A 25,278-nucleotide genomic window follows, 5' to 3' on the forward strand; every position below is an offset into this window, starting at 1 on the left:
CGGGAGCGATCAACTGCACGAGAAAGGGACGTGCGGCCGAAACCATTAGTTCCGTTTCTGGTGATTGCGTGAAGTACGCCACGTCCAAGATCACGGGAAGCGCGCCGGGGACGGCCGGGCGCCACCTCTTGCCAGAAGTTGGGCGGCGTGCCAATCCACGCACGTGGCCCGAATGGAGTACTGTTGCGAGCCCTGGAGCCGGTCTCCCGCGAGGGGTCTCGGAACCATGAAGGACCGCCAGGAGGGGCAAGTTGCACAGGGTGACGGAGTTGGTCACTTAGCGTTGCGAACAGGTAACCGTGCCATAACGGCGATCCCGGGCTCGCGCCCGACACGCCGGGCAACTCGGCAAGGTTGTGGCAGGCTGCACCCGGGCAGGCCACACTCGACAGAGCGGAAGCAGCGACGCACGTGACGTCGGCAGGCACCACCCGGGAGGTCCCCATGCCCGAACTGCGTGTCGTGGCCGTCTCGAATGACGGCACACGGCTGGTGCTGAAGGCTGCGGACAGCACGGAGTACACGCTTCCGATCGACGAGCGGCTCCGGGCCGCCGTACGCGGAGACCGTCCCCGCCTCGGCCAGATCGAGATCGAGGTGGAGAGCCATCTCCGCCCCCGCGACATCCAGGCGCGTATACGTGCCGGCGCGACCGCGGAAGAGGTCGCCCAGATGGCCGGCATCCCCGTCGACCGCGTACGGCGCTTCGAGGGTCCTGTGCTGGCCGAGCGCGCCTTCATGGCGGAGCGGGCCCGCAAGACCCCCGTCCGCCGGCCCGGCGAGAACTCCGGTCCGCCCCTCGGCGAGGCCGTCCAGGAACGGCTGCTGCTGCGCGGCGCCGACAAGGACACCGTCCAGTGGGACTCCTGGCGCCGCGACGACGGCACCTGGGAAGTGCTGCTGGTCTACCTGGTCGCGGGCGAACCGCACTCGGCGAGCTGGACGTACGACCCGCCCCGGCGGCTCGTCCAGGCCGTCGACGCGGAGGCGCGCGCGCTGATCGGCGAGTCCGACGACCTCGCCGCGCCCGAGCCCAGCTTCCCGTTCGTGCCGCGCATCGCCCGGCTGCCGCGCGACCGGCCGCTGGACCGCACCCTCGACCGGGAGCAGCGGGAGCGGCCCAGCCTGCCCCCGGCGCCGGCCGAGCCGGCCGACGACACCGCGGCCACCGCCTCGGCCGAGCGCGACTCGCTCACCAGCCTGCTGGAGGCCGTACCGAGCTTCCGCGGCGACCTGGTGGTGCCCGAGCGCGCTCCGGAACCGGTGGAGGAGCCCGTCGAGGAACCCGAGGTGGAGGAGCCCCCCGCCCCCGCGGCGTCGGCCGGGTCCGCCTACGCCGACGTGCTCATGCCGCGCTCGGTGGCCAGCCACCGCGACCGCCTGACCGGCTCCACCGACCGCCAGGCCGAAGCCGACGGCGTCCGGCCGGGCCGCCGCGCGGCGGTGCCGAGCTGGGACGAGATCGTGTTCGGCACGCGGCGCAAGAAGCAGGAGTGACCGAGTCCTCGCCGGACGACGTGCACGAAGGCCGGGGCCGCACCCACGTGGGTGCGGCCCCGGCCTTCGTGCACGGGCCCTACTGCGGGTCGGGCCCCACCGCGACCGGCCGGGCCGGGTCCGCGGACCACTCGGACCACGAGCCCACGTACAGCGCCGCCGGGATCCCCGCCACCGCCAGCGCGAGCACCTCGTGGGCACCCGACACGCCCGAGCCGCAGTACACGCCGACCGCGCCGTCCTCCGTGGCGCCCAGGGCCTTGAAGCGTGCCCGGAGTTCCTCGGCGGGCCGCAAGCGCCCGTCCGGGGCCACGTTCTCGGCCGTCGGCGCGGACACGGCGCCCGGGATGTGGCCGCCGACCGGATCGATCGGCTCGACCTCGCCCCGGTAGCGCTCCCCCGCGCGGGCGTCGAACAGCACCCCGGAGCGGGCCAGCGCGGCGGCCCCGTCCGCGTCCAGCAGCCCCGGCGCGTCCGGCACCGGCGTGAAGTCGCCCTCCGCGGGCGCCGGGACGTCCGTCGACAACGGCGCCTTCCAGGCCGGCAACCCGCCGTCGAGGACCCGCACGTTCGGGTGACCCGTCCAGCGCAGCAGCCACCAGGCGCGGGCCGCCGCCCACCCCTGCCCGCCGTCGTAGACCACGACCGGCCGCCCCCGCGACACGCCCGCCCGGCGCATCGCCGCGCCGAACTCCCCGATGTCGGGCAGCGGGTGCCGGCCGTGCGCGCCGGGCGCGGAGGCCAGCTCCCGGTCCAGGTCGACGAAGACGGCACCGGGAAGATGCCCGGCCGCGTACTCGGCCCGGCCGTCGAACGGCGGGGCACCGGCCGCCTTCGCCGTGCTCAGCTGCCAGCGGACGTCGAGCAGGACGGGCGGATGGGCGCCCGCCAGTTCGTCGGCGAGTTCGGATGCGGAGATGATGGCGTTCATGGCCCCATCCTGACGTACCGAGTGGCCGAGGCGTCGATGTCGGGCTACTCTGCCCGCCGGACAGTACCGATCACGAGGCGTACGGGTTCGGGCACATGCTGTACTGCCCGGGCAGGCGGGCTGCCCCCACGAGCGCGAGCTCGCCCGAACCACGCACCCGAACCCGGTGCCGGTATCGGTGCCGAGGCCCGTCGGAGCGGAAGCGGACGCACGGCCCGCGGAGGGCCGAGAAGAGGGTGACGATGACCGACGCACGGGGATCGGACAGCCGGATCGGCGAGACGAACGCCCGGCGCGCGCCCGGCACACCCTGCTGGGTGAGTCTGATGGTGCACGGGCCGGCCGCCACCCACGACTTCTACGGCGCCCTGTTCGGCTGGGAGTTCCGGCCCGGCCCCCAGCAACTGGGCCCGTACGCGCGGGCCCTGCTCGACGGGCGGGAGGTGGCCGGCATCGGGCAGCTGCCCCCGGACCGGCAACTGCCCACCGCCTGGACGCCCTACTTCGCCTCCGACGACGTCGACCGGACGGCCGAGACGGTGCGCATGTGCGGTGGCACGGTCGGCGTCGGCCCCCTGGACGCGGGCGAGGCGGGCCGCCTGGCCCTCGGCTCCGACCCGGCCGGCGCCGTCTTCGGCATCTGGCAGGCGGCCGCACACCTCGGCACGGCCGTCGCCGGGGTCCCCGGCACACCGGCGTGGAACGAGCTGCTGACCTACGAGACGGCGAGCGTCGCCAAGTTCTACGAGAGGGTCTTCGGCTTCGAACTCCTCCCGGAGCCCTCCTCCGACGGCGACCACGTCACCCTGCGCCTCGACGGCCGCCCCGTCGCCGGCATCCACGGCGTCGGCGACGCCCTGCCGCGCGACCGGGGGCCGCACTGGATGACGTACTTCGAAGTGGCCGACACGGACGAGTCCGTGGCCCGCCTCGTCGGCCTGGGCGGGCACGTCCTCGCCCCGGCCCGCGACACGCCGCACGGCCGGGTGGCGACGGTGGCGGACCCGGAGGGGGCGCGGTTCACGCTGCTGCACGCGGAGCGGTGAGGGCGGCGGCGACGCTCAGCCGGCCAGCACGCCGAGCAGGTCCCGTACCGTCTCCGCCATCGTCTCCCGGCCGCGGGCGACGTAGGGGCGGGGGTCGGTCAGGTCGGGGCGCGCCGCCAGCGTCTCGCGGACCGCGCCCGTGAAGGCGACGTTGAGGGCGGTACCGACGTTGATCTTCACGATGCCCGCCCGGACGGCTCGCCGCAGTTCGTCGTCCCCGACCCCCGAGGAACCGTGCAGTACCAGGGGCACGGGCACGGCCTCCCGCAGTCGTCCGATCAGCGCGTGGTCCAGGGAGGCGGACCGTTCGGTCATGGCGTGGCTGCTGCCGACGGCGACGGCCAGGGCGTCCACGCCGGTGTCCGCCACATAGCGCGCCGCCTCCTGCGGGTCGGTGCGCACCCCGGCCGCGTGGGCGCTCGCCGGGGCGTCGGGTTTGCCGCCCACGTACCCGAGTTCGGCCTCCAGCCACAGGCCCGCCCCGTGGGCCCACCGGGCCGCGGCGCGGGTGGCGGCGAGGTTCTCGGCGTAGGGCTGTGCCCCGGCGTCGAACATCGCGGAGGAGAACCCCGCGTCGGCCGCTCTGCGCAGCAGCCGCAGGTCCGTCACGTGGTCCAGGTGCAGGGCGACGTCGACGTCACAGGCCTTGGCGACCTCGGCCGCGGCCCGCGCGATCGGCTCGACGCGGCCGCCGTGGAACAGCACGGCGTTCTCACTGATCTGAAGGATCACGGGGGCGCCCGCGGCTGTCGCGCCGGAGGTGATCGCCTCGGCGTGTTCCAGCGTGATCACGTTGAACGCCGCGACGGCCCGGCCGGCGGCAGCGGCCCGCGAGACGAGTTCTCGGGTGGGAACCAGCGGCATGGGGGTGTTCCCCTCGCTTTCGTGTGGCTTCGACGGTCGGCCGGTGCGGCCGGTGCGGGGCGGTCGCCGTCCGCGCCGGGCGGTACGGATGGGTTGCGGCGTTCTTCATTGCGCGGCCTCGCCTGGGGCAGAGGACCCGGAGGTGCCGCGCAGCGCGTCGAGCGCCGGCCGGCCGAGCGGGGTTCCGGCGAGTTTCGCGGCGTACAGGGCGGCGCCCACGACGGGCTCGTACCGGGGGTGCCGCAGTTCGTAGCCGGCGAAGCGACTCCGCAGTCCGGTGGTGAACGCCTCCAGGACCGGGGCGGCGCCGAAGGTACCGCCGGAGTAGGAGACGGGTACGGTCTCGTCCGGGCCGAACCCGAGGCGTTCGCGGGTGACGTCCACGAGCAGGGCGAGTTCGCGGCCGGCCTCCGCGAGGATCGCCGCGGCGGCCTCGTCGCCCGACGCGGCCGCCTCGGCCACCGAGCGGCTCAGTGCGGCGATCCGGCCCCGGTCGCCCTGCCACCGGTTGTGGACGACGTCGATGACGTCGAGGTCGGACTCCAGACCGAGCCCGTCGCGGAACACCGCGGCCAGGGGGCCTTCGGGGAGCCGTCCGTCGCTCATCCGGGAGAAGGCGTTGAGGCCGCGGACGGCGATCCAGTACGCCGATCCCTCGTCGCCGAAGGTCTCGCTCCAGCCGCCGACGCGTACGCCTCGGCCCAGCCGTTCGCCGTAGGTCATCGAGCCGGTGCCGCTGATGACGTTGACGCCGTCGACCGCGCCCAGCGAACCCGCCCAGCCGCAGACCATGTCGTTGTCGCAGGCGTAGCGGTCGTGCCCGAGCACCGCCCGCGGGGTCGCGTCGAGGACGGGCAGGTCGCGGGCCACCTCCCCGTAACCGGGCAGGCCGAAGAAGGCGTACTCGATGTCGGCGGGGGCCAGTCCGGCCGCCGCGCAGACGGTGTCGACCCCTTCCTTCAGCACCCGCTCGACGAGTCCGATGCCGTGGGAGAAGTAGTACGAGCTTGCCGCCTGTGCTCGCGCCACCATCTGCCCGGACCGATCGACCAGGCAGAACGCGGTTTTCGTCCCGCCGCCGTCGACACCCAGGAACATCGTCGTACCTCCGTCCGGCGCCCTCGGTGCGCGCCGTCGCCGCCTTCGGTCAGTTGTTCAAGGAGTGCAGGGTCACGCCCTGCACCACGCGGTTGACCTCACCCGAGGGGAACGGGTTGTCGGGCCGCAGACCCCGGGCCTGGGAGGCACGCAGGGCGATGAGCTGGGCGTACACCACGGCGGGCAGCGCCAGGGCGACGTCCTCGACGTCGTCGAGGCCCGGCAGCGGCCAGGCATCGGCGCCCTCCGTTCCCGCGCCGGGGTCCGCGGAGACCGCGACGACGCTGCCGGCGGGGAGGTTTCCTCGCAGCTCCGCGACGATGTCGTGGTCGTACCGGCGGGTGTACGGGTCGTTCGACACGTACACCACCGCGACCGAACGTTCATTGAGCACCGCCTTGGGACCGTGCCGGAATCCCAGCGAGGATTCGGCGACGGCCATGAGCGTCCCGCCGGTGAGCTCCAGCACCTTCAGCGCCGACTCCTCGGCGAGACCCTTCAGCGGGCCGCTGCCGAGGAAGACGATGCGCTCGGGCGCGCGGTCCACCAGGGCGCCGGCGGTGCGGTCGGCGGCGCCGGCATCGATGATCGACTCCGCTGCCCGTGCCAGGCGTTCGGCGACCCCGTCGTAGGCGTCCCCGCCCAGGGCGAGCAGGGCCGCGAGCGTCATGCAGGTGAAGCTCGACGTCATGGCGAAGCCGCGGTCGTTGGACGCGGGCGGCATCAGCAGGACGTGGGACTCCGGCCGGTCGGCGTGCTCACGCGCCAGGCGGCCCTGGGCGTTGCAGGTGATCACGAGGTGGTGCGCCTCGGTGAGGACCTGGTCGGCCAGGGCGGTGGCGGCGACGGACTCGGGGCTGTCGCCCGACCGCGCGAAGGAGACCAGCAGCGTGGGCAGGTCCTCGGCGAGGCACCCGCGGGGGTCGGCGACGAGGTCCGTGGTGGGGACCGCGTCGACACGTCGGCCCAGGCGCCGGGCCAGGGCCGGTTGGAGCACCCGCCCGGCGAACGCGGAGGTCCCGGCGCCGGTGAGCACCACGCGCAGGTCGCGGCGGGCCAAGAGCGGACTCAGGAACGCGTCCAGCGGTTCCCGGGAGGCCGCGACGATCCGGTCGACCTCCCGCCACAGGACGGGCTGCTGGGCGATCTCGCGAACGGTGTGGACGGCGCTGTCGTCGAAGGGCAGCGTGCCGGGGGACGTGGTCACACGTACTCCTTCTGGCCGGGCTTCTGGTCCCGGCCCTGGTTCTGGTCTTGGTTCTGGTCTTGGTTCTGGTTCTGGTCCTGATGGGCGGCGCGGTCGTAGTCGCGCAGGACGTCGCGGACGTGGTCCACGGCCAGGTCGCGCGGGCGGGCGGCGAGCTCACCGCGGCGCACGCGGGCGTACTGGAGCGGAAGATGCGCGCTGAGCAGCGGCAGCGGGACGCCCGTGGCCGAGAGGTTGGCCAGCAGCCGGGCCCGGGCCTCTTCGATCTCGGGGTCGCTCCAGTAGTAGCGCATCCGGTCGCTGTAGCTGTAGCGGCGGGCGAGGCGCTGCTCGGCGTCGCTGCCCGGGTAGTAGCCCTCCCACTCGGCGGGCTCGGCGAGCATCCGCCGCTCGACGACCTCGGCGAGCCGTGACCGCTCACCGGCCGGCACCAGCTCGTCCTCGATCGCGGCGAGGGCGAACAGCGCCTCCCGCAGGGCGAAGGTCAGCCCGGGGCCCACCTTGAGGACCGCCCAGTGGTCCGCGACCAGCGCGGTGAGCGCCTCGGCGCTCTGGTAGTCGGTCGAGTGCGCCTCGAAGACCATGGTGGGCTCGTCGTCGAGGACCTTGCGCAGCTCCTCGGTCGCTTCCCGCCGGTAGTCGACGACCCGCAGGTGGTCGAACTCCACGGCGGGCTGCACCACCAAGGCCATGACGCGCGGCCACACCCCTTCGATGCCGTGCCGGGCGAACGCCTTCCGGTGCTGCTCCAGGGTGGTGCGCGCCGCCTCGGGCGTGGTGGGCACCAGGGCGCCGAGCGTCTCGTGCGCGCCGCCGGGCGTGGGCACCTCCGTGCCGATCACATACCGGACCCGCTCCGCCCGCTCCGGGCCCACCGTGTCCTCGGCCGCCCGGATCAGGCGCGCGGCGCGTGCGGCGACCACGTCGTCGGTCAGCGGTACGGGGTCACCGGCGCAGGGGAAGCTGCAATCCAGGTGGATCTTGGTGAAGCCCGCCTCGACGTAGGCCGAGACCAGGGCTTCGGCCCGCTCCATCGCCTCGTCGGGCGTCAGGGACCGCCACCGGTTCGGGCCGAGATGGTCGCCGCCGAGAAGCACGCGGTCCAGTGGCAGACCACGTTCCGTCGCGATGCCGTGCACGAGGTCGCGGAAGTCCGCGGGCCGCAGGCCCGTGTAGCCGCCGTACTGGTCGACCTGGTTCGAGGTCGCCTCCACCAGTACGGGACCACCGGTCTCTCGCGCTTGCGCCACGGCCGCTTCGATGACCAGCGGATGGGCCGAGCACACCGAGGTGATGCCCTGTGGCCGTCCGGCCTTCTGGCGCCGGACGACCTCGTCCAACGGGCTCTGCATCGCCAACCCCTTACTGAAGAGCAGTCTGCGTACGTTCGCCGTGCTGACCCGACCCGAGCTCATGCGGAACGCTACTGGTCTTATTTTCGGCCGTCAATAGACCTCTTTTGGTATGCATTTGGTCTACCGACTGGGTCCACGACGAGCCGGGCATCGGTCGCTCCGACGCCCGGCCCGGGCAGGGGATGGTCAGTGCTGGTTGGTGATGGAGGCCCGGAAGCGGTAGCGGTCCCCCCGGTAGACCTGGACGGTCAGCTCGATCGGGCGGGCGGCCTGGTTGGAGGTCAGCGTGGTCGCGACCAGCATCGGCATGGTGGCGCCGATCTCGAACAGCTCCATCTCCCGCGCCGTGGGGTGGCGGGCTTCGACCGAGTAGTCGGCGACGCGGGGAAGTTGCGGCGGGTCGGCGGCGCGCAGGGTGGCGTACAGCGAGGCGGTGGTGAAGTCGGTGTCGGCCAGGGCCGGGCAGGCCGACAACGGCAGCCGGTTGTGCTCCAGCACGACCAGCAGTCCGTCCAGGAACCGCAGCCGGTGGAGGTCGAAGAGGTCGGCGCCCGGGGCGATGCGGAGCTGTTCGCCCTCCGCCACCGTGGCCGGGCGGACGGTGGCGGAGAGCACCTTGCCGGCCGTCGTCAAGCCGTTGGCCTCGGCGTAGTCGGCGAACCCCTGGACCTGGGGAACGGCCGAGGCGGGCGCCGTCGCCGCATCCGGGAACAGACCGGGTTCGGCGACGAACCAGCCGCGTGACGACGACGGCCGCACGATGCCCCGCGCCTCCAACTGGGCGAGGGCGGCCCGCAGTGTCACGCGCGAAACGGCGTACCGGGTGACCAGCGCCCGCTCGGAGGGCAGCCGGTCACCGGGGCGGGCGGCGGCGGCGCGCAGGTCGTCGAGGAGCCGCGCGGCCGTGCGCTCGTACAGCGGGAGGGCGTCGTCGGCGAAGAGGCCCCGGGGCATCGGCGAACTCTCTGCGGTCATACCAGAACCATACCGGTTCGACCGCCCGGGCAGACCCACAACGCCGTGCGGTCGCCGGCCCCGTGCTCGACTCAGGTGGCGGTGACCGGCAGCACGTCCGGTGACAGCGCCGCCGCCCGCGCCGTCGCGCTCGTCATCCGCCTGCGGTGGTGGCGGCGGCACAGCACCTCGTAGCCGATCTCGTCCGGGGACTGGGCGACGTCGCCGACGACCACCTGGGCGCCCTCGACGACCATGACGCCGCCGACGGTGCGGGCGTTGTGCGTGGCGCGGGCGCCGCACCAGCACAGGGCCTCGACCTGGAGCACCTCGACGCGGTCGGCGAGTTCCACCAGCCGCTGGGAGCCCGGGAAGAGCTTGGAACGGAAGTCGGTGGTGATGCCGAAGGCGTACACGTCGACGTCGAGGTCGTCGACGATCCGCGCGAGCTGGTCGATCTGGTCCGGGGCGAGGAACTGCGCCTCGTCCGCGATGACGTAGTCGACCCGGCCGCCCTGCGAGAGGTGGTCGACGACGTGGGCGTACAGGTCCTGCCCGTCCCCGACCTCGACCGCGTCGGTGACGAGACCGAGGCGGGAGGAGAGCTTGCCCTCGCCCGCGCGGTCGTCACGGGTGAAGATCATGCCGGCCAGTCCGCGGGCCGAGCGGTTGTGCTCGATCTGGAGAGCCAGTGTCGACTTCCCGCAGTCCATCGTTCCGGAGAAGAACACCAGCTCGGGCATGAGGGGTTGGGCACCTTTCGGCGGAGGAGGGGAGTGCGGGGCGTCAGGAGCGTACTTCGAGCAGCGGGACCAGCTGCTCGGCGGGGGTCATCGAGCCGTGGTTGCCGACCATCGCCGACTCCTTGGGCTCGCGCTCGGAGGCGATGAGCAGGACGTCGTCGCGGGCGGCGGCGACCACGTCGCCGATGCGGTCGTACACCCGGTCGTCGACGCGGGGCCCGAACCAGCCCGCCGCGATCGCCTCGTCCCGCGAGGCCACCCAGAACTGCTCGCCGAGCACCTCGCGCCAGCAGGTCAGCACGTCGTTGTGGGCGCCGGGGACGGCGTAGACGTGGCGGGCACGGCCCTCGCCGCCGAGCAGGGCGACGCCCGCCTTCAGCTCCCAGTCCTCGTCAAAGTCGATGCGGTGGTCCTCGTCGAAGGGCACGTCCACCATGCCGTGGTCGGCGGTGACGTACAGGGCGCTGCGCGCCGGCAGCTGCTCGGCGAGGCGCTGGACGAGGCGGTCGACGTGCCCGAGCTGGCCGCGCCAGGTGTCGGAGTCGACGCCGAAGCGGTGGCCCGCGCCGTCGACCTCGGCGTAGTACGTGTAGACGAGCGCGCGGTCGGCACCGGCCAGCTGCTCGGCGGCGCAGTCCATCCGGTCCTCGCCGGACAGCCGCCCGTGGAACTGGCCGCCGCTGAGCGCGACCTTGGTCAGCGGGGTGTTGGCGAAGGTGGGCGAGGAGACCTGGGCGGCGTGCACACCGGCCTCGTGGGCGAGGCCGAAGACGGTCGGGTACGGCTGCCAGGGTCCCGGCGCGGTCCAGGGCTGCCAGCGCAGCTGGTTCATCAGGGCGCCGGTGCCGGGATCGCGCACCGTGTACCCGGGCAGGCCGTGGGCGCCCGGTGGCAGACCGGTGCCGACGGAGGCGAGGGAGGTCGCCGTGGTCGCCGGGTAACCGGCGGTGATCGGGCGTCCGGTGCCGCCGCGCGAGCTGTCCAGCAGCGAGCTGAGGAAGGGGGCGTCGTCCGGGTGCGCGCGCAGCTGCTCCCAGCCGAGGCCGTCGATCAGGAAGACGCAGTTGCGGTCGGCGGGGGTCAGTTCGGTGATCCCCGCGGTCATGCCGGGGACGCCGAGGCCGGCGGCCAGGGTGGGCAGCAGATCGGCGAGGGAGCCCGTCCCGTACTCGGGTACCGGGGCGGAGTCGACGGGGAGCGGTTCCGGGTGGGTGTCCCAGGCGGTGTGCTGCGCCATCAGCGGGCGGAGTCCGCGGTCGCCTCGGAGAGGGACTGGGCGAAGGCGAGCGCCTGGCGCACCGTCTCGGGGCCGTCCCCGGCCTCGCTGACGCGCAGGCTGAGGTCGTCGGCCGTGGAGCTGCCCGTGTAGCCGTGGTCGGCCTCGCAGTTGGGGTCGCCGCAGGCGGCGGGCTCCAGGTCGAGGCGGGAGACGGCGCCCCAGCCGATGGTCAGCACGATCTCGCGGGGCAGGGTGCCCGGCTTGTACTGCTCCGGGTTGGCGACGACGCGGCTGACCACGATGGACGAGATCCGGCCGAGCTTGACGGACTCCGTGGACGTGGTGGCGTACGGCGTCGGGGAGGTGTCGTCGGCGGCCTGCTCGTCGGTGTGGCTGACGATGAAGCGGTTGCCGGTGAGGACCAGCACGGTCACGTGCCGGCGCACCTCGTTCTGGTCGAACGTCGTCTCCTGATGGACCAGGTACGACCGCACGGGCTCGCCGCCCACGGCGGCTTCCACCGCCTCGGCCACGAGGGCCGGGTAGTAGCCGCTGCGCTCGATCGCCGCTCGCAGCCCCTGGGTCGTCGTACTGGTCTTGGCCATGCCGCCCATCCTACGGTGACCCACTGACTGCGAGGGACGCTCCCGCGGTACCCGTCCCGGACCGTGCCCGGCGCGGGCACCGGGCAGGTGCGGGGCGTGGCGGGCGGGGCGGGTCAGTACGCCGGCAGGGTCCGCGGGCCCAGGTCGTCGCGGGCGGGAGGGGGCGCGAGGCGGACGGAGGCGCCGAGGACGCTCAGGCCGTGCGGGGCGACCACGACCGGTTCCAGGGTGACGGCGACGACCTCCGGGTGGTCGTCGACCAGCCGGGAGACCCGCAGCAGCAGCTCCTCCAGGGCGGCGGCGTCGACGGGGGCGGAGCCGCGCCAGCCGAAGAGGAGGGGCGCGGTGCGGATGGAGCGGATGAGCGAGGTGGCGTCCCGGTCGGTGACCGGGATCAGCCGGTGCGCCATGTCGCCGAGCAGCTGGGTGGCGGCGCCGGCGAGGCCGAAGGAGAGCACCGCGCCGGCCGCCGGGTCGATGACCGCCCGTACGACGGTGTCGACGCCGCGCGGGGCCATGCCCTGCACCACCGGGCGCAGCTCCGCGGGGGCGCCGAACAGCTCGGTCAATTCGGCGTAGGCCCGGCGCAGTTGCTCCTCGTCCGCGAGGTCGAGGCGTACGCCGCCCAGGTCGGCGCGGTGCCGCAGGTGCGGGGCGGTGGCCTTGAGGGCCACGGGGTAGCCGATGGTCCGCGCGGCGGCCGCGGCGTCGTCGGGGGTGGGGGCGGGCAGGGCGCGGTGGACGTGGACGCCGTACCTGCCCAGCAGCTCGCAGGTCTCCTGGGCGCCGAGGGTGAGCCCCTGACCGCGTGCGAGGTACCCCGCGATCTGCTCGGCGGCGCCCTTCTCGTCGATGTCGTCGTACTCCGGCACCTTGCCGGGGTCGGCGGCGTCGCGCCGCCACTGGGCGTAGGCGACGGCCTCGCCGAGGGCGCGGACGGCACGCTCGGCGGCGGGGTAGGCGGGGATGAGGCGGGCGCCCTCCGGGGCGCGGACGGCGGACGGCGGCTGGGGCGGGGCGGCGGTCGGGCGGGGCGGGCCGGACGAACCGGACGCGGGCTCCTCGGCGGGGCCGGGCGCGCGCTCCCCTGCCGGGCCGGGGGTGGCCTGGGAGGCGGTGTCCGGGGTTGCTTGCGGGGCGGTGCTCGCCGCCGCGGACAGGGCCTCCGCCAGGCCGCCCAGCTCGACGTGGACCACGAGGACCGGCTTGGTGGGGACCGCTGCCGCCGCCGAGCGCAGCGCCTCCGCCAGCGCGGCGTCCCCGGCCGCCCCCTCCCCCACCGTCGGGATGGCGGTCACCACGACCGCGTCGCACGTGTCGTCGGCCAGGGCCCTGGCCAGGGCCGCGTGGAAGTCGTCGGCCGAGGCGGCGGTCGTCAGGTCCAGCGGGGGCTGCGGGCGCAGGCCCTCGGAGAGGCACGCGTCGTAGGTGAGCAGTCCGAGGGACTCCGAGTTGCCCAGGATGGCGACCCGCGGTCCGGCGGGCAGCGGCTGGCGGGCGAGGAGCAGCCCGGTGTCGACCAGGTCGGTGATGGTGTCGACGCGGATCACGCCGGCCTGCCGCAGCAGCGCGGAGACCGTCGCGTGCGGCAGCCGGGTCGCCCGTACGGCGTGCCCCTGGGGTGCCACGCCGCCGTGCCGGGCTCCCTGCACCACGACCAGGGGTTTGGCGGCCGCGGTGCGCCGGGCCAGGCGGGTGAACTTGCGCGGGTTGCCGATGGACTCCAGGTACATCAGTGCGACGTCGGTCTCCGGGTCGTCGTACCAGTACTGGAGGACGTCGTTGCCGGAGACGTCGGCGCGGTTGCCGGAGGAGACGAAGGTGGACACGCCGGTGTGGCCGGTGACCCCGCCGCCGCGCCGGTGCAGCCGGGAGAGCAGGGCGATGCCGATGGCGCCGGACTGGGCGAACAGGCCGATCCGGCCGGGGCGCGGCATCTCGGGGGCGAGGGAGGCGTTGAGCCGCACGTCCGGGGAGGTGTTGATGATCCCGAAGGCGTTGGGCCCGATGATGCGCATGCCGTACGTGCGCGCGTGCCGCACGAGGGCGCGCTGGCGTTCGCGTCCGTCGGGGCCGCTGTCGGCGTATCCGGCGGAGATCACCACCAGCCCCTGCACGCCGTGCTCACCGCACTCGGTGACGACGTCGGGGACGTGCTCGGCGGGCACGGTGACGACGGCGAGGTCGACCGGCCCGTCGATGTCGCGCACGGAGCGGCACGCGGGGACCCCGTCGAGGTGCTTCTGGTCCTCGGGGAAGGCCCTGTTCACGGCGTACAGGCGGCCCGTGTACCCCGCGTCCCGGATGTTGCCGAGGATGCTGCGGCCGACGCCGCCCGGGGTGCGGCCGGTGCCGACGACGGCGACCGAGCCGGGCTGCAGCAGCCGCTGGACGGAACGGGCCTCCGCGCGGTGCTCGCGCGCGTACTGCACGGCGAGCGAGCGGTCGGTGGGTTCGAGATCGAACTCCAGGCGGACCACTCCGTCCTCGAAGCTCCGCTTCTGGGTGTACCCGGCGTCCATGAAGACTTTGATCATCTTGTTGTTGGCGGGCAGCACCTCGGCGGCGAAGCGGCGGATGCCCCGCTCGCGGGCGACGGCGGCGATGTGCTCCAGGAGGGCCGAGGCGACGCCGCGCCCCTGGTGGGCGTCCTGGACGAGGAAGGCGACCTCGGCCTCGTCGGCCGGGGAGGTGGCGGGTGTTCCGCCGGCCCCGATCCGGTCGTAGCGTACGGTGGCGATGAACTCGCCGCCGATGGTGGCCGCGAGTCCCACCCGGTCCACAAAGTCGTGGTGCGTGAAGCGGTGGACGTCCTTCGCGGACAGGCGAGGGTACGGCGCGAAGAAGCGGTAGTACTTCGACTCGTCGGACACCTGCTCGTAGAAGCTGACCAGGCGCTCGGCGTCATCAACGGTGATGGGGCGGACGCGCGCGGTGCCGCCGTCGCGCAGCACCACGTCGGCTTCCCAGTGGGCGGGGTACTCGTGCCGGTCCGACGAGGTCTGCATGGGCCCCAGAGTACGGCTCGCGTCCGACAACGGCGCGGGGCAGTCTGTGGGGGCACGAGCTCGGACCGAGGCCGCGGTCCGAGCACCGCACGGGACGGCGCACGCGGTCGTCCCGGCTTGCTTCACGATGTGGGAAACTGGTCTAGACAACCTGGTCTAGACAACTTCAACCCCCTGAACACCTGAAGGGCAGCATCACATGGCTGAGCGCCGCGTCAACGTCGGCTGGGCCGAGGGTCTCCACGCCCGCCCCGCCTCCATCTTCGTCCGAGCCGCCACGGCCACAGGCGTCCCGGTGACGATCGCCAAGGCCGACGGGTCGCCCGTCAACGCGGCCTCCATGCTGGCCGTCCTCGGCCTCGGCGCCCAGGGGGGCGAGGAGATCGTCCTCGCCTCCGACGCCGAGGGCGCGGAGGCCGCCCTGGACCGGCTGGCGAAGCTGGTCGCCGAGGGGCTCGAGGAGCTTCCCGAGACCGTCTGAGCGACCGTCCGAGCCCTGCGGACAGCAGCACCGAAAGGCCCTCCGGGACACCGGACGGGCCTTTCGTTTCTTTTCGCGTCCGTTTCTCCGCTCCTTCGGCTCGCCCGCCCGTTGTTCATCCTCTTTACGGGGCAGCGGAAAACACCGGACGGAATTCCCCGCCCTTTGTATACGGCACCCGCGTTACCGACGCGGGCCCGCCGTGTTTACGGGATGTTGCGCATTCCTCACACTCTCCGTCCGCCCGCCGCCGGAGGCGAAGCGCAGCCGGTGCGCGGACGCCGACCGCTCGATGTGCAGGGTCATGAGCGCCCGCGCGCGTTCGCCGTCGCCCCGGGCCACGGCGTCGGTGATCGCGCCGTGCTCCGCCCAGTACTCCACCGGGCCGACCGGCGCCTCCACCACGTACATCCAGGCGATCTTGTGGCGGAGCTGGGTCAGCAGCGCCGTCAGGGAGGGGCTGTCCGCCGCCCGGGCGAGGGTCTCGTGGAACCAGCCGCCCAGTGAGCGCAGTTCCTCGCCGGTGCCCTGCCTGGCCCGTTCCTGCCCCAGTCTGACCAGGCCGCGCAACACCTTGAGGTGGGCCTCGGTGCGCCGCCGGGCGGCCCGGGAGGCCCCGAGCGGCTCCAGGAGCGTGCGCGTCTCCAGGAGGTCGGCGGCCTCCCGCTCGGTCGGCTCCGCCACGCACGCGCCCGCGTGCCGCCGGGTCACCACGAAACCCTCGGCCTCCAGCGTGCGCAGGGCCTCGCGGACGGGGACGCGGGAGACGCCGTAGCGGCGGGCGAGGAGTTCCTCGGTGAGCCGGCTCCCGCGGCCGTGTACACCGGAGACGATGTCGTCCCGGATCGCCGTGCACACCGAATGCGCCGGAATACGCATGAGCGACCTCCCCTTGACCCCCGTGAAACCCGGTGATTGACGTGTGCCGCACGAACCCAGGCCAATCAAGCGATATTAAATGCGAAAAGCCCCGGCTCGGGAAGCCGGGGCTTTCGGACGTCGTCTCTGTCAGACGTTCACGCCGTGGGAGCGGAGGTAGGCGACGGGGTCCATGTCCGAGCCGTACTCGGGGCTCGTACGGGCCTCGAAGTGCAGGTGCGGTCCGGTGACGTTGCCGGTGGCGCCGGAGAGGCCGATCTGCTGGCCCGGCTCGACCGACTGGCCGACCGAGACGCCGATGGACGACAGGTGCCCGTACTGCGTGTACGTGCCGTCGTGCATCTTGATCACGACCTGGTTGCCGTACGCCCCGCCCCAGCCGGCCTCGACGACGGTGCCGACGCCCACGGCGTGCACGGTCGTGCCGCTGGAGGCGTGGAAGTCGATGCCGGTGTGGCTGCCGGAGGACCACAGGGAACTGCCGGCCTGGTAGGCGGTGGAGACGTAGGAGGCGGTGATCGGCGCGACGAAGGTGTTGAGGCGCTTGCGCTCCGCCTCCCGCGCGGCGCGCTCCTTGGCCTCGCGCGCCTGCTTGGCCGCCTCGGCCGCCCGCTCGCGGGCCGCTTCCCGGGCCGCCTCGCGGGCGGCGGCGTCCGCGGCCGCCTGCTGCTGGGCGAGGGCCTGGGCGTCTATCTCGTCGGCGACGGAGTCGCCGATGGTGACGACCGGGGTGAGTCCGCTCTGCTCCACCGCGGGCTCGGCGGCGAGCGCGGGAGCCGCGAGGGTGCCGACGACGCCGGTGGTGGCGAGGGCCGCGACTCCCGCCGCGCGGGCGGTGGTGCGGTGCACCCGGCCGGTGCGCCGGTGCTTCCCGGTGGCGCGCGTGAACGCCATGTAGAGGCTTGTCCTTTCCTTCCCTCTCGCCTACCGGGTTAGCTGACGGGTTCGGAGGTGGAAGGTCTCCTACGGACCCCCTCGCGCTGCGCGCGGGCGTCCGATTCACCCCAGGGACTGCGTTGGGTCCCCGGCTCCCCTGGCTCGCGCCGTACGGGGACTCGGCGATGACTGTCCGGTGCCGCGGGTGCGGCGCACTGCCTGACGAACAGCCCGGAAGACGCTAAACGCGGCTGCGTTCAATTCTCAAACGCAACAGGCTTTTTGTAGCGCACGCCACAGGGCAGACGGGCAGCCATTCCCCCAATCCGGACAAACGGCGGCCCTGGTGACACTCCGGTCACCAGGGCCACTCCGCGCGCGGGTCGCTACTCGGCGGCCACCACGGTGACTTCGCCGATACCGAGGGCCTCGACGGGCTCCTTGATCTGCGCCGCGTCGCCGACGAGGACCGTCACGAGGCGGTCCACCGGGAAGGCGTTCACGACCGCCGCGGTGGCCTCCACGGTGCCCGTGGCGGCCAGTTGACGGTAGAGCGTGGCCTGGAAGTCGTCGGACAGGTGCTGCTCGACCTGGTCGGCCAGCGTGCTCGCCACGGCCGCCGCCGTCTCGTACTTCAGCGGCGCCACGCCCACCAGGTTCTGCACGGCCACGTCGCGCTCGGCGTCGGTGAGCCCCTCCGCGGCGAGCTTGCGCAGCACCGTCCACAGGTCCTCCAGGGCGGGACCGGTGTTGGGGGTGTCGACGGACCCGCTGATGGCGAGCATCGCGGCGCCCGTACCGTCCGGCGCGGAGCGCAGGACCTGGCCGAACGCCCGTACGCCGTAGGTGTAGCCCTTCTCCTCGCGCAGGACGCGGTCCAGGCGCGAGGTGAGGGTGCCGCCGAGGCAGTAGGTGCCGAGCACCTGCGCGGGCCACACGCGGTCGTGCCGGTCGGCGCCGGTGCGGCCGATCAGCAGCTGCGTCTGGACGGCGCCGGGACGGTCCACGATGACGACCCGGCCCCGGTCGTCGGCGGTCACCGGGGGGACGGGGCGCGGCTCGGCGGCCGAGCCGGTCCACGCGCCCAGGGTGTCGCCGAGCAGCGCGTCCAGGTCGACACCGGTGAGGTCGCCGACGACCACCGCGGTGGCCGTGGCGGGGCGGACGTGCCGCTCGTAGAAGGCGCGTACGGCGGCCGAGTCGATGGCCGCGACCGTCTCCTCGGTGCCCTGGCGCGGGCGCGACATGCGCGAGTCGGCCGGGAACAGCTCCTTGGAGAGTTCCTTCGCGGCGCGCCGGGAGGGGTTGGCCAGCTCGTGCGGGATCTCGTCGAGCCGGTTGCGCACCAGCCGTTCGACCTCGCCGTCCGCGAAGGCGGGCGCCCTGAGGGCGTCGGCGACCAGGCCGAGGGCCTTGGCCAGGCGCGAGGCGGGCACCTCCAGGCTCAGCCGGACGCCGGGGTGGTCGGCATGCGCGTCGAGGGTGGCGCCGCAGCGCTCCAGCTCGGCGGCGAACTCCTCCGCCGAGTGCTTGTCGGTGCCCTCCGAGAAGGCGCGCGCCATGATCGTGGCGACACCGTCGAGACCGGCGGGCTCGGCCTCCAGGGGGGCGTCGAGGAGCACCTCGACTGCGACGACCTGCTGGCCGGGGCGGTGGCAGCGCAGCACGGTGAGGCCGTTGTCGAGGCGGCCGCGCTCGGGGGCGGGGAACGCCCACGGCTTGGGCTCGCCGGCCTGCGGCTGGGCGTGGAATTCCATGGTGGCGAGCTCGGTCACTTGGCCGCCTCCTCGTTCTCGTCGGTGGCGTCGGTCGGGTCGGCGCCGGTCTCGTCGGCGGGGGCGGTGGGCTCGTAGACGAGCACCGCGCGGTTGTCGGGGCGCAGGCGGGCCTTGGCGACCTCCTGGACCTCCTGTGCGGTCACCTCGAGGACCCGCTGCACGGCGGTGAGGGCGAGTTGCGGGTCGCCGAACAGGACGGCGTACCGGCACAGTTCGTCCGCGCGGCCCGCGACCGTGCCCAGGCGGTCCAGCCACTCGCGCTCGAGCTGGGCCTGGGCGCGCTCCATCTCCTCGGCCGTGGGGCCCTCCTCGGCGAACCGGGCCAGCTCCTCGTCGATGGCCGTCTCGATGACCGGGACCTCCACGTCACCGGACGTCTTCACGTCCAGCCACCCCAGGGAGGGCGCCCCGGCGAGCCGCAGCAGGCCGAACCCGGCGGCGACGGCGGTGCGGTCGCGGCGTACGAGCCGGTTGTACAGGCGGGACGACTCGCCGCCGCCCAGGACGGTCAGGGCCAGGTCGGCCGCGTCGCACGCGCGCGTGCCGTCCTCCGGCAGGCGGTAGGCCGCCATCAGGGCACGGGCCGGGACCTCCTCCTCGACGATCTCGCGCAGCTGCCCGCCCATGACGTCGGGCAGCGAACCGTCGCGGGGAGGCTGCTTGCCGTCGTGCGAGGCGATGGAGCCGAAGTACTTCTCGATCCAGGCGAGCGTCTGCTCCGGGTCGATGTCGCCGACGACCGACAGCACCGCGTTGTTGGGCGCGTAGTAGGTGCGGAAGAACGCGCGCGCGTCCTCCAGGGTCGCCGCGTCCAGGTCCGCCATCGAACCGATCGGCGTGTGGTGGTAGGGGTGCCCCTCCGGGTAGGCCAGGGCGGTCAGCTTCTCGAAGGCCGTGCCGTAGGGGACGTTGTCGTAGCGCTGGCGCCGTTCGTTCTTGACGACGTCCCGCTGGTTCTCCATCGACTCCTCGTCCAGGGCGGCCAGCAGGGAGCCCATGCGGTCGGCCTCCAGCCAGAGGGCGAGCTCCAGCTGGTGGGCGGGCATGGTCTCGAAGTAGTTGGTCCGCTCGAAGCTGGTGGTGCCGTTGAGCGAGCCGCCGGCGCCCTGCACCAGCTCGAAGTGGCCGTTGCCCTTGACCTGTGCGGAGCCCTGGAACATGAGGTGCTCGAAAAGGTGAGCCAGGCCGGTACGCCCCTTGACCTCGTGGCGCGAGCCGACGTCGTACCAGAGGCACACCGCCGCGACCGGGGTCAGGTGGTCCTCGGAGAGCACCACGCGCAGGCCGTTGGCCAGGCGGTGTTCGGTCGCTGTCAGGCCGCCGGAGCCTGCCGGGGCTGTGGCCGTGTGACCCATGGGCATGTACGTCCCTTCGATCGCGAGTTCCTGGTGGAGTCACGGGGTGAACCACCGGGTGGAATCAGTGGGCGGAACTGCGGAATTCCGCCGATCCTGCCACTGTATGCAAGCGTGCGGGCCGCCGGTGGAGTTCCCGGACCTCGTACGCCGAGAGCGAGAACGCGGTGGGCGGGCCGCCGGGGACGGCGGCGCGGACGGCACCCCGGGACGAGGGCGTACTCTGCGGGCAGCGCCGGGCCGGCAGCCCGTGACGGGTCCTGGTCGGTCGCTGTCAGTGCCGCAGTCCACAATGGACCGCGTCAGATCACCGTTCAAGCTTCAGCAAGGAGCCGGCAGCGATGGCCCGCCGTAGTACGAAGACCCCGCCGCCCGACGACTCGTACGAGGAGAAGATCCTCGACATCGACGTCGTCGACGAGATGCAGGGTTCCTTCCTCGAGTACGCGTACTCGGTCATCTACTCCCGTGCGCTGCCGGACGCCCGCGACGGCCTCAAGCCGGTGCACCGCCGCATCGTCTACCAGATGAACGAGATGGGCCTGCGGCCCGAGCGCGGCTATGTGAAGTGCGCCCGTGTCGTCGGCGAGGTGATGGGCAAGCTGCACCCGCACGGCGACGCGTCGATCTACGACGCGCTGGTGCGCATGGCCCAGCCGTTCTCGATGCGCGTGCCCCTGGTGGACGGCCACGGCAACTTCGGCTCGCTGGGCAACGACGACCCGCCGGCCGCCATGCGGTACACGGAGTGCCGGATGGCCGAGGCCGCCGGGCTGATGACGGAGTCCATCGACGAGGACACCGTCGACTTCGCCCCCAACTACGACGGCCAGGAGCAGGAGCCGGTGGCGCTGCCCGCCGCCTTCCCGAACCTGCTGGTCAACGGCGCCTCGGGCATCGCGGTCGGCATGGCCACGAACATGCCGCCGCACAACCTGCGCGAGGTGATCGCGGCGGCCCGGCACCTGATCCGGCACCCGAACGCGGACCTGGACGCGCTGATGAAGCACGTGCCGGGCCCCGACCTGCCCACCGGCGGCCGGATCGTCGGCCTGCCCGGCATCCGGGACGCGTACGAGACGGGCCGCGGCACGTTCAAGATCCGCGCGACGGTGTCCGTGGAGACGGTGACGGCCCGCCGCAAGGGCCTCGTCGTCACCGAGCTGCCCTTCGCGGTCGGCCCGGAGAAGGTCATCTCGAAGATCAAGGACCTGGTCGGCTCGAAGAAGATCCAGGGCATCGCGGACGTCAAGGACCTCACCGACCGCGCGCACGGACTGCGCCTGGTCATCGAGATCAAGAACGGCTTCGTGCCGGAGGCGGTCCTGGAGCAGCTCTACAAGCTGACGGCCATGGAGGAGTCCTTCGGCATCAACAACGTCGCCCTGGTGGACGGCCAGCCCCTCACCCTGGGCCTCAAGGAGCTGCTGGAGGTCTATCTCGACCACCGCTTCACCGTCGTCCGGCGCCGCAGCGAGTTCCGCCGCAGCAAGAAGCGGGACCGGCTGCACCTGGTGGAGGGCCTGCTCACCGCCCTGGTCGACATCGACGAGGTGATCCGGCTCATCCGCTCCAGCGAGAACTCGGCGCAGGCCAAGCAGCGCCTGATGGCCCGCTTCTCGCTGAGCGACGTCCAGACGCAGTACATCCTGGACACGCCGCTGCGCCGGCTCACCAAGTACGACCGCATCGAGCTGGAGTCCGAGAAGGACCGGCTGAACGCGGAGATCGAGGAGCTGACCCGGATCCTCGACTCGGACGCGGAGCTGCGCAAGCTGGTCTCGACCGAACTGGCGGCGGTGGCGAAGAAGTTCGGCACCGACCGCCGTACGACGCTGCTGGAGTCCGGCGGCGCCCCGGTCGCCGCCGTGCCGCTCCAGGTGGCGGACGACCCCTGCCGGGTGCTGCTGTCGTCGACGGGCCTGCTGGCCCGCACCGCGGGCGACGAGCCCCTCGTCACGGAGGCGGGCGCCAAGCGGGTCAAGCACGACCTGATCGTCTCCGCGGTGCCGGCCACGGCACGCGGCGAGGTCGGTGTGGTGACGTCCGCGGGGCGGCTGCTGCGGGTGAACGTGGTGGACCTGCCCCAGCTCCCGGAGTCCATGCCGACGCCGAACCTCGCGGGCGGTGCGCCGCTGGCGGAGTTCGTGTCCCTGGAGGACGACGAGGACGTGGTCTGCCTGACCACGCTGGACGAGTCCTCGCCGGGGCTCGCGATCGGCACGGAGCAGGGCGTCGTCAAGCGGGTGGTGCCCGACTACCCCTCCAACAAGGACGAGTTGGAGGTCATCACCCTCAAGGAGGGCGACCGCATCGTCGGCGGGGCCGAGCTGCGCACCGGTGACGAGGACCTGGTCTTCATCACGGACGACGCCCAGCTCCTGCGCTACCAGGCCTCGCAGGTCCGTCCGCAGGGCCGTCCCGCGGGCGGTGTGGCGGGCATCAAGCTCGCCGACGGCGCGAAGGTCATCTCCTTCACGGCGGTGGACCCGGCGGCGGACGCGGTGGTCTTCACGGTGGCCGGATCGCGCGGCACGCTGGACGACTCGGTGCAGACCACGGCCAAGCTCACGCCGTTCGACCAGTACCCGCGCAAGGGCCGCGCCACGGGCGGGGTGCGCTGCCAGCGGTTCCTGAAGGGCGAGGACTGCCTGGCCTTCGCCTGGGCGGGCGCCACTCCGGCACTCGCCGCGCAGCGGAACGGCACGCCGGCGCAGCTCCCGGAGGTCGACCCGCGCCGCGACGGCTCGGGCGTGTCGCTGCCGAAGACGGTATCGGTGGTGGCCGGCCCGGCCTAGCGGGCGGGCCGGGACTCCTCGCCGTCAGGGCCTTGGCCCTCGGGGTCATCGCCGTCGGGCTCCTCGGCGTCGGGGTCCTCGCCGTCCGGTACGTAGCGCAGGACGCCCCACATGCCGTGCTCGTCGGCGTGCGGGGCGTCGGCGTCCCGGCGGCACGCGTCGAGTTCCGCGCCGAGGGCCGCCGCGTCGATGCCGGAGCCGATGAGGACGAGCTGGGTACGGCGGGCGTCGGCGGACGTCCACGGCTCCGGGTAGAAACGCAGGAAGCGTCCGACGGCGTGGACTCCGTACCGGTTGTGCGGGTCGTACGGGCCGAAGTCGACGTACCCCTTGATCCGGTAGAGGCCCTCGGGCCGGCTGTCGAGGAAGCGCATCAGCCGGCGCGGGTCGAGCGGGAGGTCGGAGACGAACGACAGCGTGTCGTAGGCGGCGTGCGGGTGCCCGGGGTGGGCGCCGTCCTCGGAGTGGTCGTGCAGGTCGTCGAAGGACAGCTGGCCCACCCGCTCCTCGCTGGACCGGCAGTCGTAGAGGAACTCGGGGTCGATGCGGCCGTAAGTCGCGGGCACGACGGCGGCGCCGTCGGTGAGCGAGTGTACGAGGGCGAGCACGCGCTCGGCGTCCGGGGCGCGGTCGGTCTTGTTGACCACGACCAGGTCGGCGAGGGCCAGATGCCGGTCGATCTCGGGGTGCTTGGCGCGGGTGTCGTCGAACTCGGCGGCGTCGACGACCTCGACGAGCCCGCCGTACACGACCTCCGGTCGCTCGCTGGCGAGCAGCATGCGCACCAGTTCCTGCGGTTCGGCCAGGCCGCTGGCCTCGATGACGATCACGTCGATGCCGGCCTCGGGACGGGCGAGCCGCTCCAGGTATCCGTCGAGTTCACTCGCGTCCACGGCACAGCACAGGCAGCCGTTGCCGAGGGACACGGTGGAGTCGCCGAGGGCGCCCGCGACGGCCATCGCGTCGATCTCGATCGATCCGAAGTCGTTGACGACGGCGCCGATACGGCTGCCTCCGCTGCGGTGGAGGAGGTGGTTGAGCAGGGTGGTCTTTCCGGAGCCGAGGAACCCGGCGAGTACGACGACCGGGATCTGCTGCGGAGTCGGGCGCTGCCCCACCGTGCGACCTCTCTCTCACCCACGCGTGCGGAATGGCCTGCTCAGGATACGGTCCGCCGCGGTCGGCACGGAGTGAACGATGGTCAGCAGCGTACGCGAGGCAGACGTTTTCCAGGGCGCCGGACTGTGCGCCCCTCGCTTCCCTCCTCCCTCCGTGCGTCTCCGCTCCGCCTCCCCGTCGATCGGCGCCGCGGGAATTTCGCCTTCATCGGTACCGAGACCGCCGCTCGTGCTCCTCAGGCCGGCGCCGGCACGCCCACCGGGGCCCCTGGACCCACGTACCGTGCCGCCGGCCGGATGATCTTCGAGTCGCGCGCCTGTTCCAGGATGTTCGCGCTCCAGCCCACCACCCGCGCCGCCGCGAACGTGGGCGTGAACATCTCGCGGGGCAGGCCGCACAGTTCCATGACCACGCCCGCGTAGAACTCGACGTTGGTGTGCAGTTCGCGCCCCGGCTTCAGCTCCGCGAGGATCGCCTCGACCTGCCGCTCCACCTCGACCGCGAACTCCACGCGCGGGCCGCCGAACCGCTGCGCCACCTCACGCAGCATCCGTGAGCGCGGGTCCTCGGTGCGGTAGACCGCGTGGCCGAAGCCCATGATGCGGTCACCGGCGAGCACCCGTTCGCGGATCCAGGCGTCGATGCGGTCGGGGGTGCCGATCGCGTCCAGGGTGTCCAGGGCCCGGCTGGGCGCGCCGCCGTGCAGCGGGCCGGACAACGCCGACACGGCACCGGTCAGGCAGGCCGCGACATCCGCACCCGTCGACGCGATGACCCGCGCGGTGAAGGTCGACGCGTTGAACCCGTGGTCGATGGTGGAGATCAGGTACTGCTCGATCGCCCGGGTACGGGCCGGGTCCGGCTCCTCGCCGGTCAGCATGTAGAGGTAGTTCGCGGCGTACGACAGGTCCTCGCGGGGCTCCACCGGCTCCAGGCCCCGCCCCAGTCGGTGCAGCGCGGTCAGCAGCGTCGGTACGGCCGCGGCGGCCACCAGGGTGTCCTGGCGGCGCTGGTCGACCGACAGGTCGTACACCGGCCCGAAGCCGAGGGCGGCGCCCAGCAGGGACAGGCCCGTGCGCATCCCGGCGAGGGGACCGGAGCGTCCACCGGCCTCGGCGATGGCGGGCAGGGCGGCGCGCACCGCGTCGGGGAGTCGCCGCAGCGCCGCGGTCTCGGCGGCGAAGGCGGCCCCGCGCCGCGCGTCGGGAAGCTCCCCCTGCACCAGGAGATGCCAGACGTCCTCGAAGCCGCGGCTCTGCGCGAGTTCGACGGCCGAGTACTGGCGGTAGTGGTAGAAGCCCTCCAGCCCGCGCACGTCGCCGACCTCGGTGTCGGCCACCACGACACCGGCGAGCCCGCGCGGCACCTCGACGAGCGTCGCGGCCGCTGCGGTTCTGTTGACAGACATGATTACCTCCTCGAACGTGACTCCACTGTCCATAGTTGACTGTAAGTCTGTCAATAT

General features: G+C 73.1%; 20 protein-coding genes and 1 riboswitch. Of the genes, 4 read left to right on the forward strand and 16 right to left on the reverse strand.

The features are described from left to right. Positions 1-444 precede the first annotated feature (444 nt). Positions 445-1,497: a septation protein SepH gene (sepH, locus tag ACIRGB_RS28760; RefSeq protein WP_403871104.1), complete on the forward strand. Its 1,053-nt coding sequence runs from the start codon at positions 445-447 to the stop codon at positions 1,495-1,497. Positions 1,498-1,576: 79 nt separating this feature from the next. Here the strand turns inward: sepH and ACIRGB_RS28765 are convergent, their stop codons facing one another. Further along, positions 1,577-2,428, reverse strand: coding sequence for a sulfurtransferase (locus ACIRGB_RS28765; protein WP_403871107.1), 852 nt, complete (start codon positions 2,426-2,428; stop codon positions 1,577-1,579). A 242-nt stretch (positions 2,429-2,670) separates the two neighbouring features. Here ACIRGB_RS28765 and ACIRGB_RS28770 point away from each other — a divergent pair, with 242 nt between their 5' ends. Further along, positions 2,671-3,474 (forward strand): VOC family protein, encoded by an 804-nt coding sequence (locus tag ACIRGB_RS28770; RefSeq protein WP_403871110.1) that lies wholly within the window; start codon positions 2,671-2,673, stop codon positions 3,472-3,474. Between the two features lie 15 nt (positions 3,475-3,489). Here ACIRGB_RS28770 and ACIRGB_RS28775 read toward each other — a convergent pair whose 3' ends face one another. From ACIRGB_RS28775 to ACIRGB_RS28815, 9 genes are all read right to left on the reverse strand, one after another. After that, positions 3,490-4,338 carry a ketose-bisphosphate aldolase gene (locus ACIRGB_RS28775; RefSeq protein WP_403871113.1) on the reverse strand — a complete coding sequence of 283 codons (849 nt, stop codon included), beginning with the start codon at positions 4,336-4,338 and terminating at the stop codon, positions 3,490-3,492. 105 nt (positions 4,339-4,443) lie between these two features. Further along, a complete protein-coding gene (locus tag ACIRGB_RS28780; RefSeq protein WP_403871116.1) occupies positions 4,444-5,436 on the reverse strand; it encodes a BadF/BadG/BcrA/BcrD ATPase family protein in 993 nt (330 codons plus the stop codon). 49 nt (positions 5,437-5,485) lie between these two features. Further along, entirely contained in the window at positions 5,486-6,643 is a 1,158-nt protein-coding gene (locus tag ACIRGB_RS28785) for an SIS domain-containing protein (protein ID WP_403871119.1), read from the reverse strand. Further along, positions 6,640-7,995 carry a D-tagatose-bisphosphate aldolase, class II, non-catalytic subunit gene (locus tag ACIRGB_RS28790; RefSeq protein WP_403871122.1) on the reverse strand — a complete coding sequence of 452 codons (1,356 nt, stop codon included), beginning with the start codon at positions 7,993-7,995 and terminating at the stop codon, positions 6,640-6,642. Before ACIRGB_RS28790 ends, ACIRGB_RS28785 begins: the two co-directional genes overlap by 4 nt. 189 nt (positions 7,996-8,184) lie before the next feature. Continuing rightward, entirely contained in the window at positions 8,185-8,973 is a 789-nt protein-coding gene (locus ACIRGB_RS28795; protein WP_403871124.1) for a GntR family transcriptional regulator, read from the reverse strand. 71 nt (positions 8,974-9,044) lie between these two features. After that, positions 9,045-9,695, reverse strand: a complete 651-nt coding sequence (locus tag ACIRGB_RS28800) for a thymidine kinase (protein WP_403871127.1) — start codon at positions 9,693-9,695, stop codon at positions 9,045-9,047. Between the two features lie 43 nt (positions 9,696-9,738). Continuing rightward, a complete protein-coding gene (locus ACIRGB_RS28805) occupies positions 9,739-10,932 on the reverse strand; it encodes an alkaline phosphatase family protein (RefSeq protein WP_403871130.1) in 1,194 nt (397 codons plus the stop codon). Further along, a complete protein-coding gene (locus ACIRGB_RS28810) occupies positions 10,932-11,528 on the reverse strand; it encodes a DUF5998 family protein (protein ID WP_403871392.1) in 597 nt (198 codons plus the stop codon). Before ACIRGB_RS28810 ends, ACIRGB_RS28805 begins: the two co-directional genes overlap by 1 nt. A gap of 104 nt (positions 11,529-11,632) precedes the next feature. Further along, on the reverse strand, positions 11,633-14,527 hold the full coding sequence (locus tag ACIRGB_RS28815) for a GNAT family N-acetyltransferase (protein ID WP_403871133.1): 2,895 nt from the start codon (positions 14,525-14,527) through the stop codon (positions 11,633-11,635). 199 nt (positions 14,528-14,726) lie between these two features. Between ACIRGB_RS28815 and ACIRGB_RS28820 the strand changes: the two genes are divergently transcribed. Beyond that, on the forward strand, positions 14,727-15,008 hold the full coding sequence (locus tag ACIRGB_RS28820) for an HPr family phosphocarrier protein (RefSeq protein ID WP_007445064.1): 282 nt from the start codon (positions 14,727-14,729) through the stop codon (positions 15,006-15,008). 183 nt (positions 15,009-15,191) lie between these two features. Here ACIRGB_RS28820 and ACIRGB_RS28825 read toward each other — a convergent pair whose 3' ends face one another. The 4 genes from ACIRGB_RS28825 to ACIRGB_RS28840 form a co-directional block, all read right to left on the reverse strand. Further along, the gene (locus tag ACIRGB_RS28825; protein WP_403871136.1) at positions 15,192-15,887 is read right to left on the reverse strand and encodes a GntR family transcriptional regulator; all 696 of its coding nucleotides are present in this window, start codon (positions 15,885-15,887) and stop codon (positions 15,192-15,194) included. A gap of 129 nt (positions 15,888-16,016) precedes the next feature. Continuing rightward, positions 16,017-16,781, reverse strand: coding sequence for a M23 family metallopeptidase (locus tag ACIRGB_RS28830; protein WP_403871138.1), 765 nt, complete (start codon positions 16,779-16,781; stop codon positions 16,017-16,019). A gap of 12 nt (positions 16,782-16,793) precedes the next feature. Continuing rightward, a riboswitch (cyclic di-AMP (ydaO/yuaA leader) is annotated at positions 16,794-16,958 on the reverse strand. Positions 16,959-17,149: 191 nt separating this feature from the next. Next, a complete protein-coding gene (locus tag ACIRGB_RS28835) occupies positions 17,150-18,538 on the reverse strand; it encodes a M16 family metallopeptidase (RefSeq protein WP_403871141.1) in 1,389 nt (462 codons plus the stop codon). Continuing rightward, positions 18,535-19,902 (reverse strand): M16 family metallopeptidase, encoded by a 1,368-nt coding sequence (locus tag ACIRGB_RS28840; protein ID WP_403871144.1) that lies wholly within the window; start codon positions 19,900-19,902, stop codon positions 18,535-18,537. The genes ACIRGB_RS28835 and ACIRGB_RS28840 overlap by 4 nt, the downstream gene beginning before the upstream one ends. A gap of 335 nt (positions 19,903-20,237) precedes the next feature. On the opposite strand from ACIRGB_RS28840, the gene ACIRGB_RS28845 reads away from it, so the two are divergent. Next, positions 20,238-22,694, forward strand: a complete 2,457-nt coding sequence (locus tag ACIRGB_RS28845) for a DNA topoisomerase (ATP-hydrolyzing) subunit A (protein ID WP_403871147.1) — start codon at positions 20,238-20,240, stop codon at positions 22,692-22,694. Here the strand turns inward: ACIRGB_RS28845 and ACIRGB_RS28850 are convergent. Both ACIRGB_RS28850 and ACIRGB_RS28855 read right to left on the reverse strand, forming a co-directional pair. Beyond that, a complete protein-coding gene (locus ACIRGB_RS28850) occupies positions 22,691-23,812 on the reverse strand; it encodes a CobW family GTP-binding protein (protein ID WP_403871150.1) in 1,122 nt (373 codons plus the stop codon). The two genes, ACIRGB_RS28845 and ACIRGB_RS28850, sit on opposite strands and share 4 nt — an antisense overlap. A gap of 236 nt (positions 23,813-24,048) precedes the next feature. Continuing rightward, positions 24,049-25,221: a citrate synthase/methylcitrate synthase gene (locus tag ACIRGB_RS28855; RefSeq protein WP_403871153.1), complete on the reverse strand. Its 1,173-nt coding sequence runs from the start codon at positions 25,219-25,221 to the stop codon at positions 24,049-24,051. Between the last annotated feature and the right edge of the window lie 57 nt (positions 25,222-25,278).

The organism is Streptomyces sp. NPDC102490 (genome assembly GCF_044765285.1).
Lineage (GTDB): Bacteria > Actinomycetota > Actinomycetes > Streptomycetales > Streptomycetaceae > Streptomyces.

Coding starts and splice junctions, on each gene's coding strand:
- ACIRGB_RS28840 (WP_403871144.1), bottom strand. CDS start 19,902: ATGCCCATGGGTCACACGGCCACAGCCCCGGCAGGCTCCGGCGGCCTG.
- ACIRGB_RS28800 (WP_403871127.1), bottom strand. CDS start 9,695: ATGCCCGAGCTGGTGTTCTTCTCCGGAACGATGGACTGCGGGAAGTCG.
- ACIRGB_RS28830 (WP_403871138.1), bottom strand. CDS start 16,781: ATGGCGTTCACGCGCGCCACCGGGAAGCACCGGCGCACCGGCCGGGTG.
- ACIRGB_RS28770 (WP_403871110.1), top strand. CDS start 2,671: ATGACCGACGCACGGGGATCGGACAGCCGGATCGGCGAGACGAACGCC.
- ACIRGB_RS28795 (WP_403871124.1), bottom strand. CDS start 8,973: ATGACCGCAGAGAGTTCGCCGATGCCCCGGGGCCTCTTCGCCGACGAC.
- ACIRGB_RS28845 (WP_403871147.1), top strand. CDS start 20,238: ATGGCCCGCCGTAGTACGAAGACCCCGCCGCCCGACGACTCGTACGAG.
- ACIRGB_RS28810 (WP_403871392.1), bottom strand. CDS start 11,528: ATGGGCGGCATGGCCAAGACCAGTACGACGACCCAGGGGCTGCGAGCG.
- sepH (WP_403871104.1), top strand. CDS start 445: ATGCCCGAACTGCGTGTCGTGGCCGTCTCGAATGACGGCACACGGCTG.
- ACIRGB_RS28765 (WP_403871107.1), bottom strand. CDS start 2,428: ATGAACGCCATCATCTCCGCATCCGAACTCGCCGACGAACTGGCGGGC.
- ACIRGB_RS28790 (WP_403871122.1), bottom strand. CDS start 7,995: ATGCAGAGCCCGTTGGACGAGGTCGTCCGGCGCCAGAAGGCCGGACGG.
- ACIRGB_RS28775 (WP_403871113.1), bottom strand. CDS start 4,338: ATGCCGCTGGTTCCCACCCGAGAACTCGTCTCGCGGGCCGCTGCCGCC.
- ACIRGB_RS28855 (WP_403871153.1), bottom strand. CDS start 25,221: ATGTCTGTCAACAGAACCGCAGCGGCCGCGACGCTCGTCGAGGTGCCG.
- ACIRGB_RS28780 (WP_403871116.1), bottom strand. CDS start 5,436: ATGTTCCTGGGTGTCGACGGCGGCGGGACGAAAACCGCGTTCTGCCTG.
- ACIRGB_RS28825 (WP_403871136.1), bottom strand. CDS start 15,887: ATGCGTATTCCGGCGCATTCGGTGTGCACGGCGATCCGGGACGACATC.
- ACIRGB_RS28805 (WP_403871130.1), bottom strand. CDS start 10,932: ATGGCGCAGCACACCGCCTGGGACACCCACCCGGAACCGCTCCCCGTC.
- ACIRGB_RS28820 (WP_007445064.1), top strand. CDS start 14,727: ATGGCTGAGCGCCGCGTCAACGTCGGCTGGGCCGAGGGTCTCCACGCC.
- ACIRGB_RS28815 (WP_403871133.1), bottom strand. CDS start 14,527: ATGCAGACCTCGTCGGACCGGCACGAGTACCCCGCCCACTGGGAAGCC.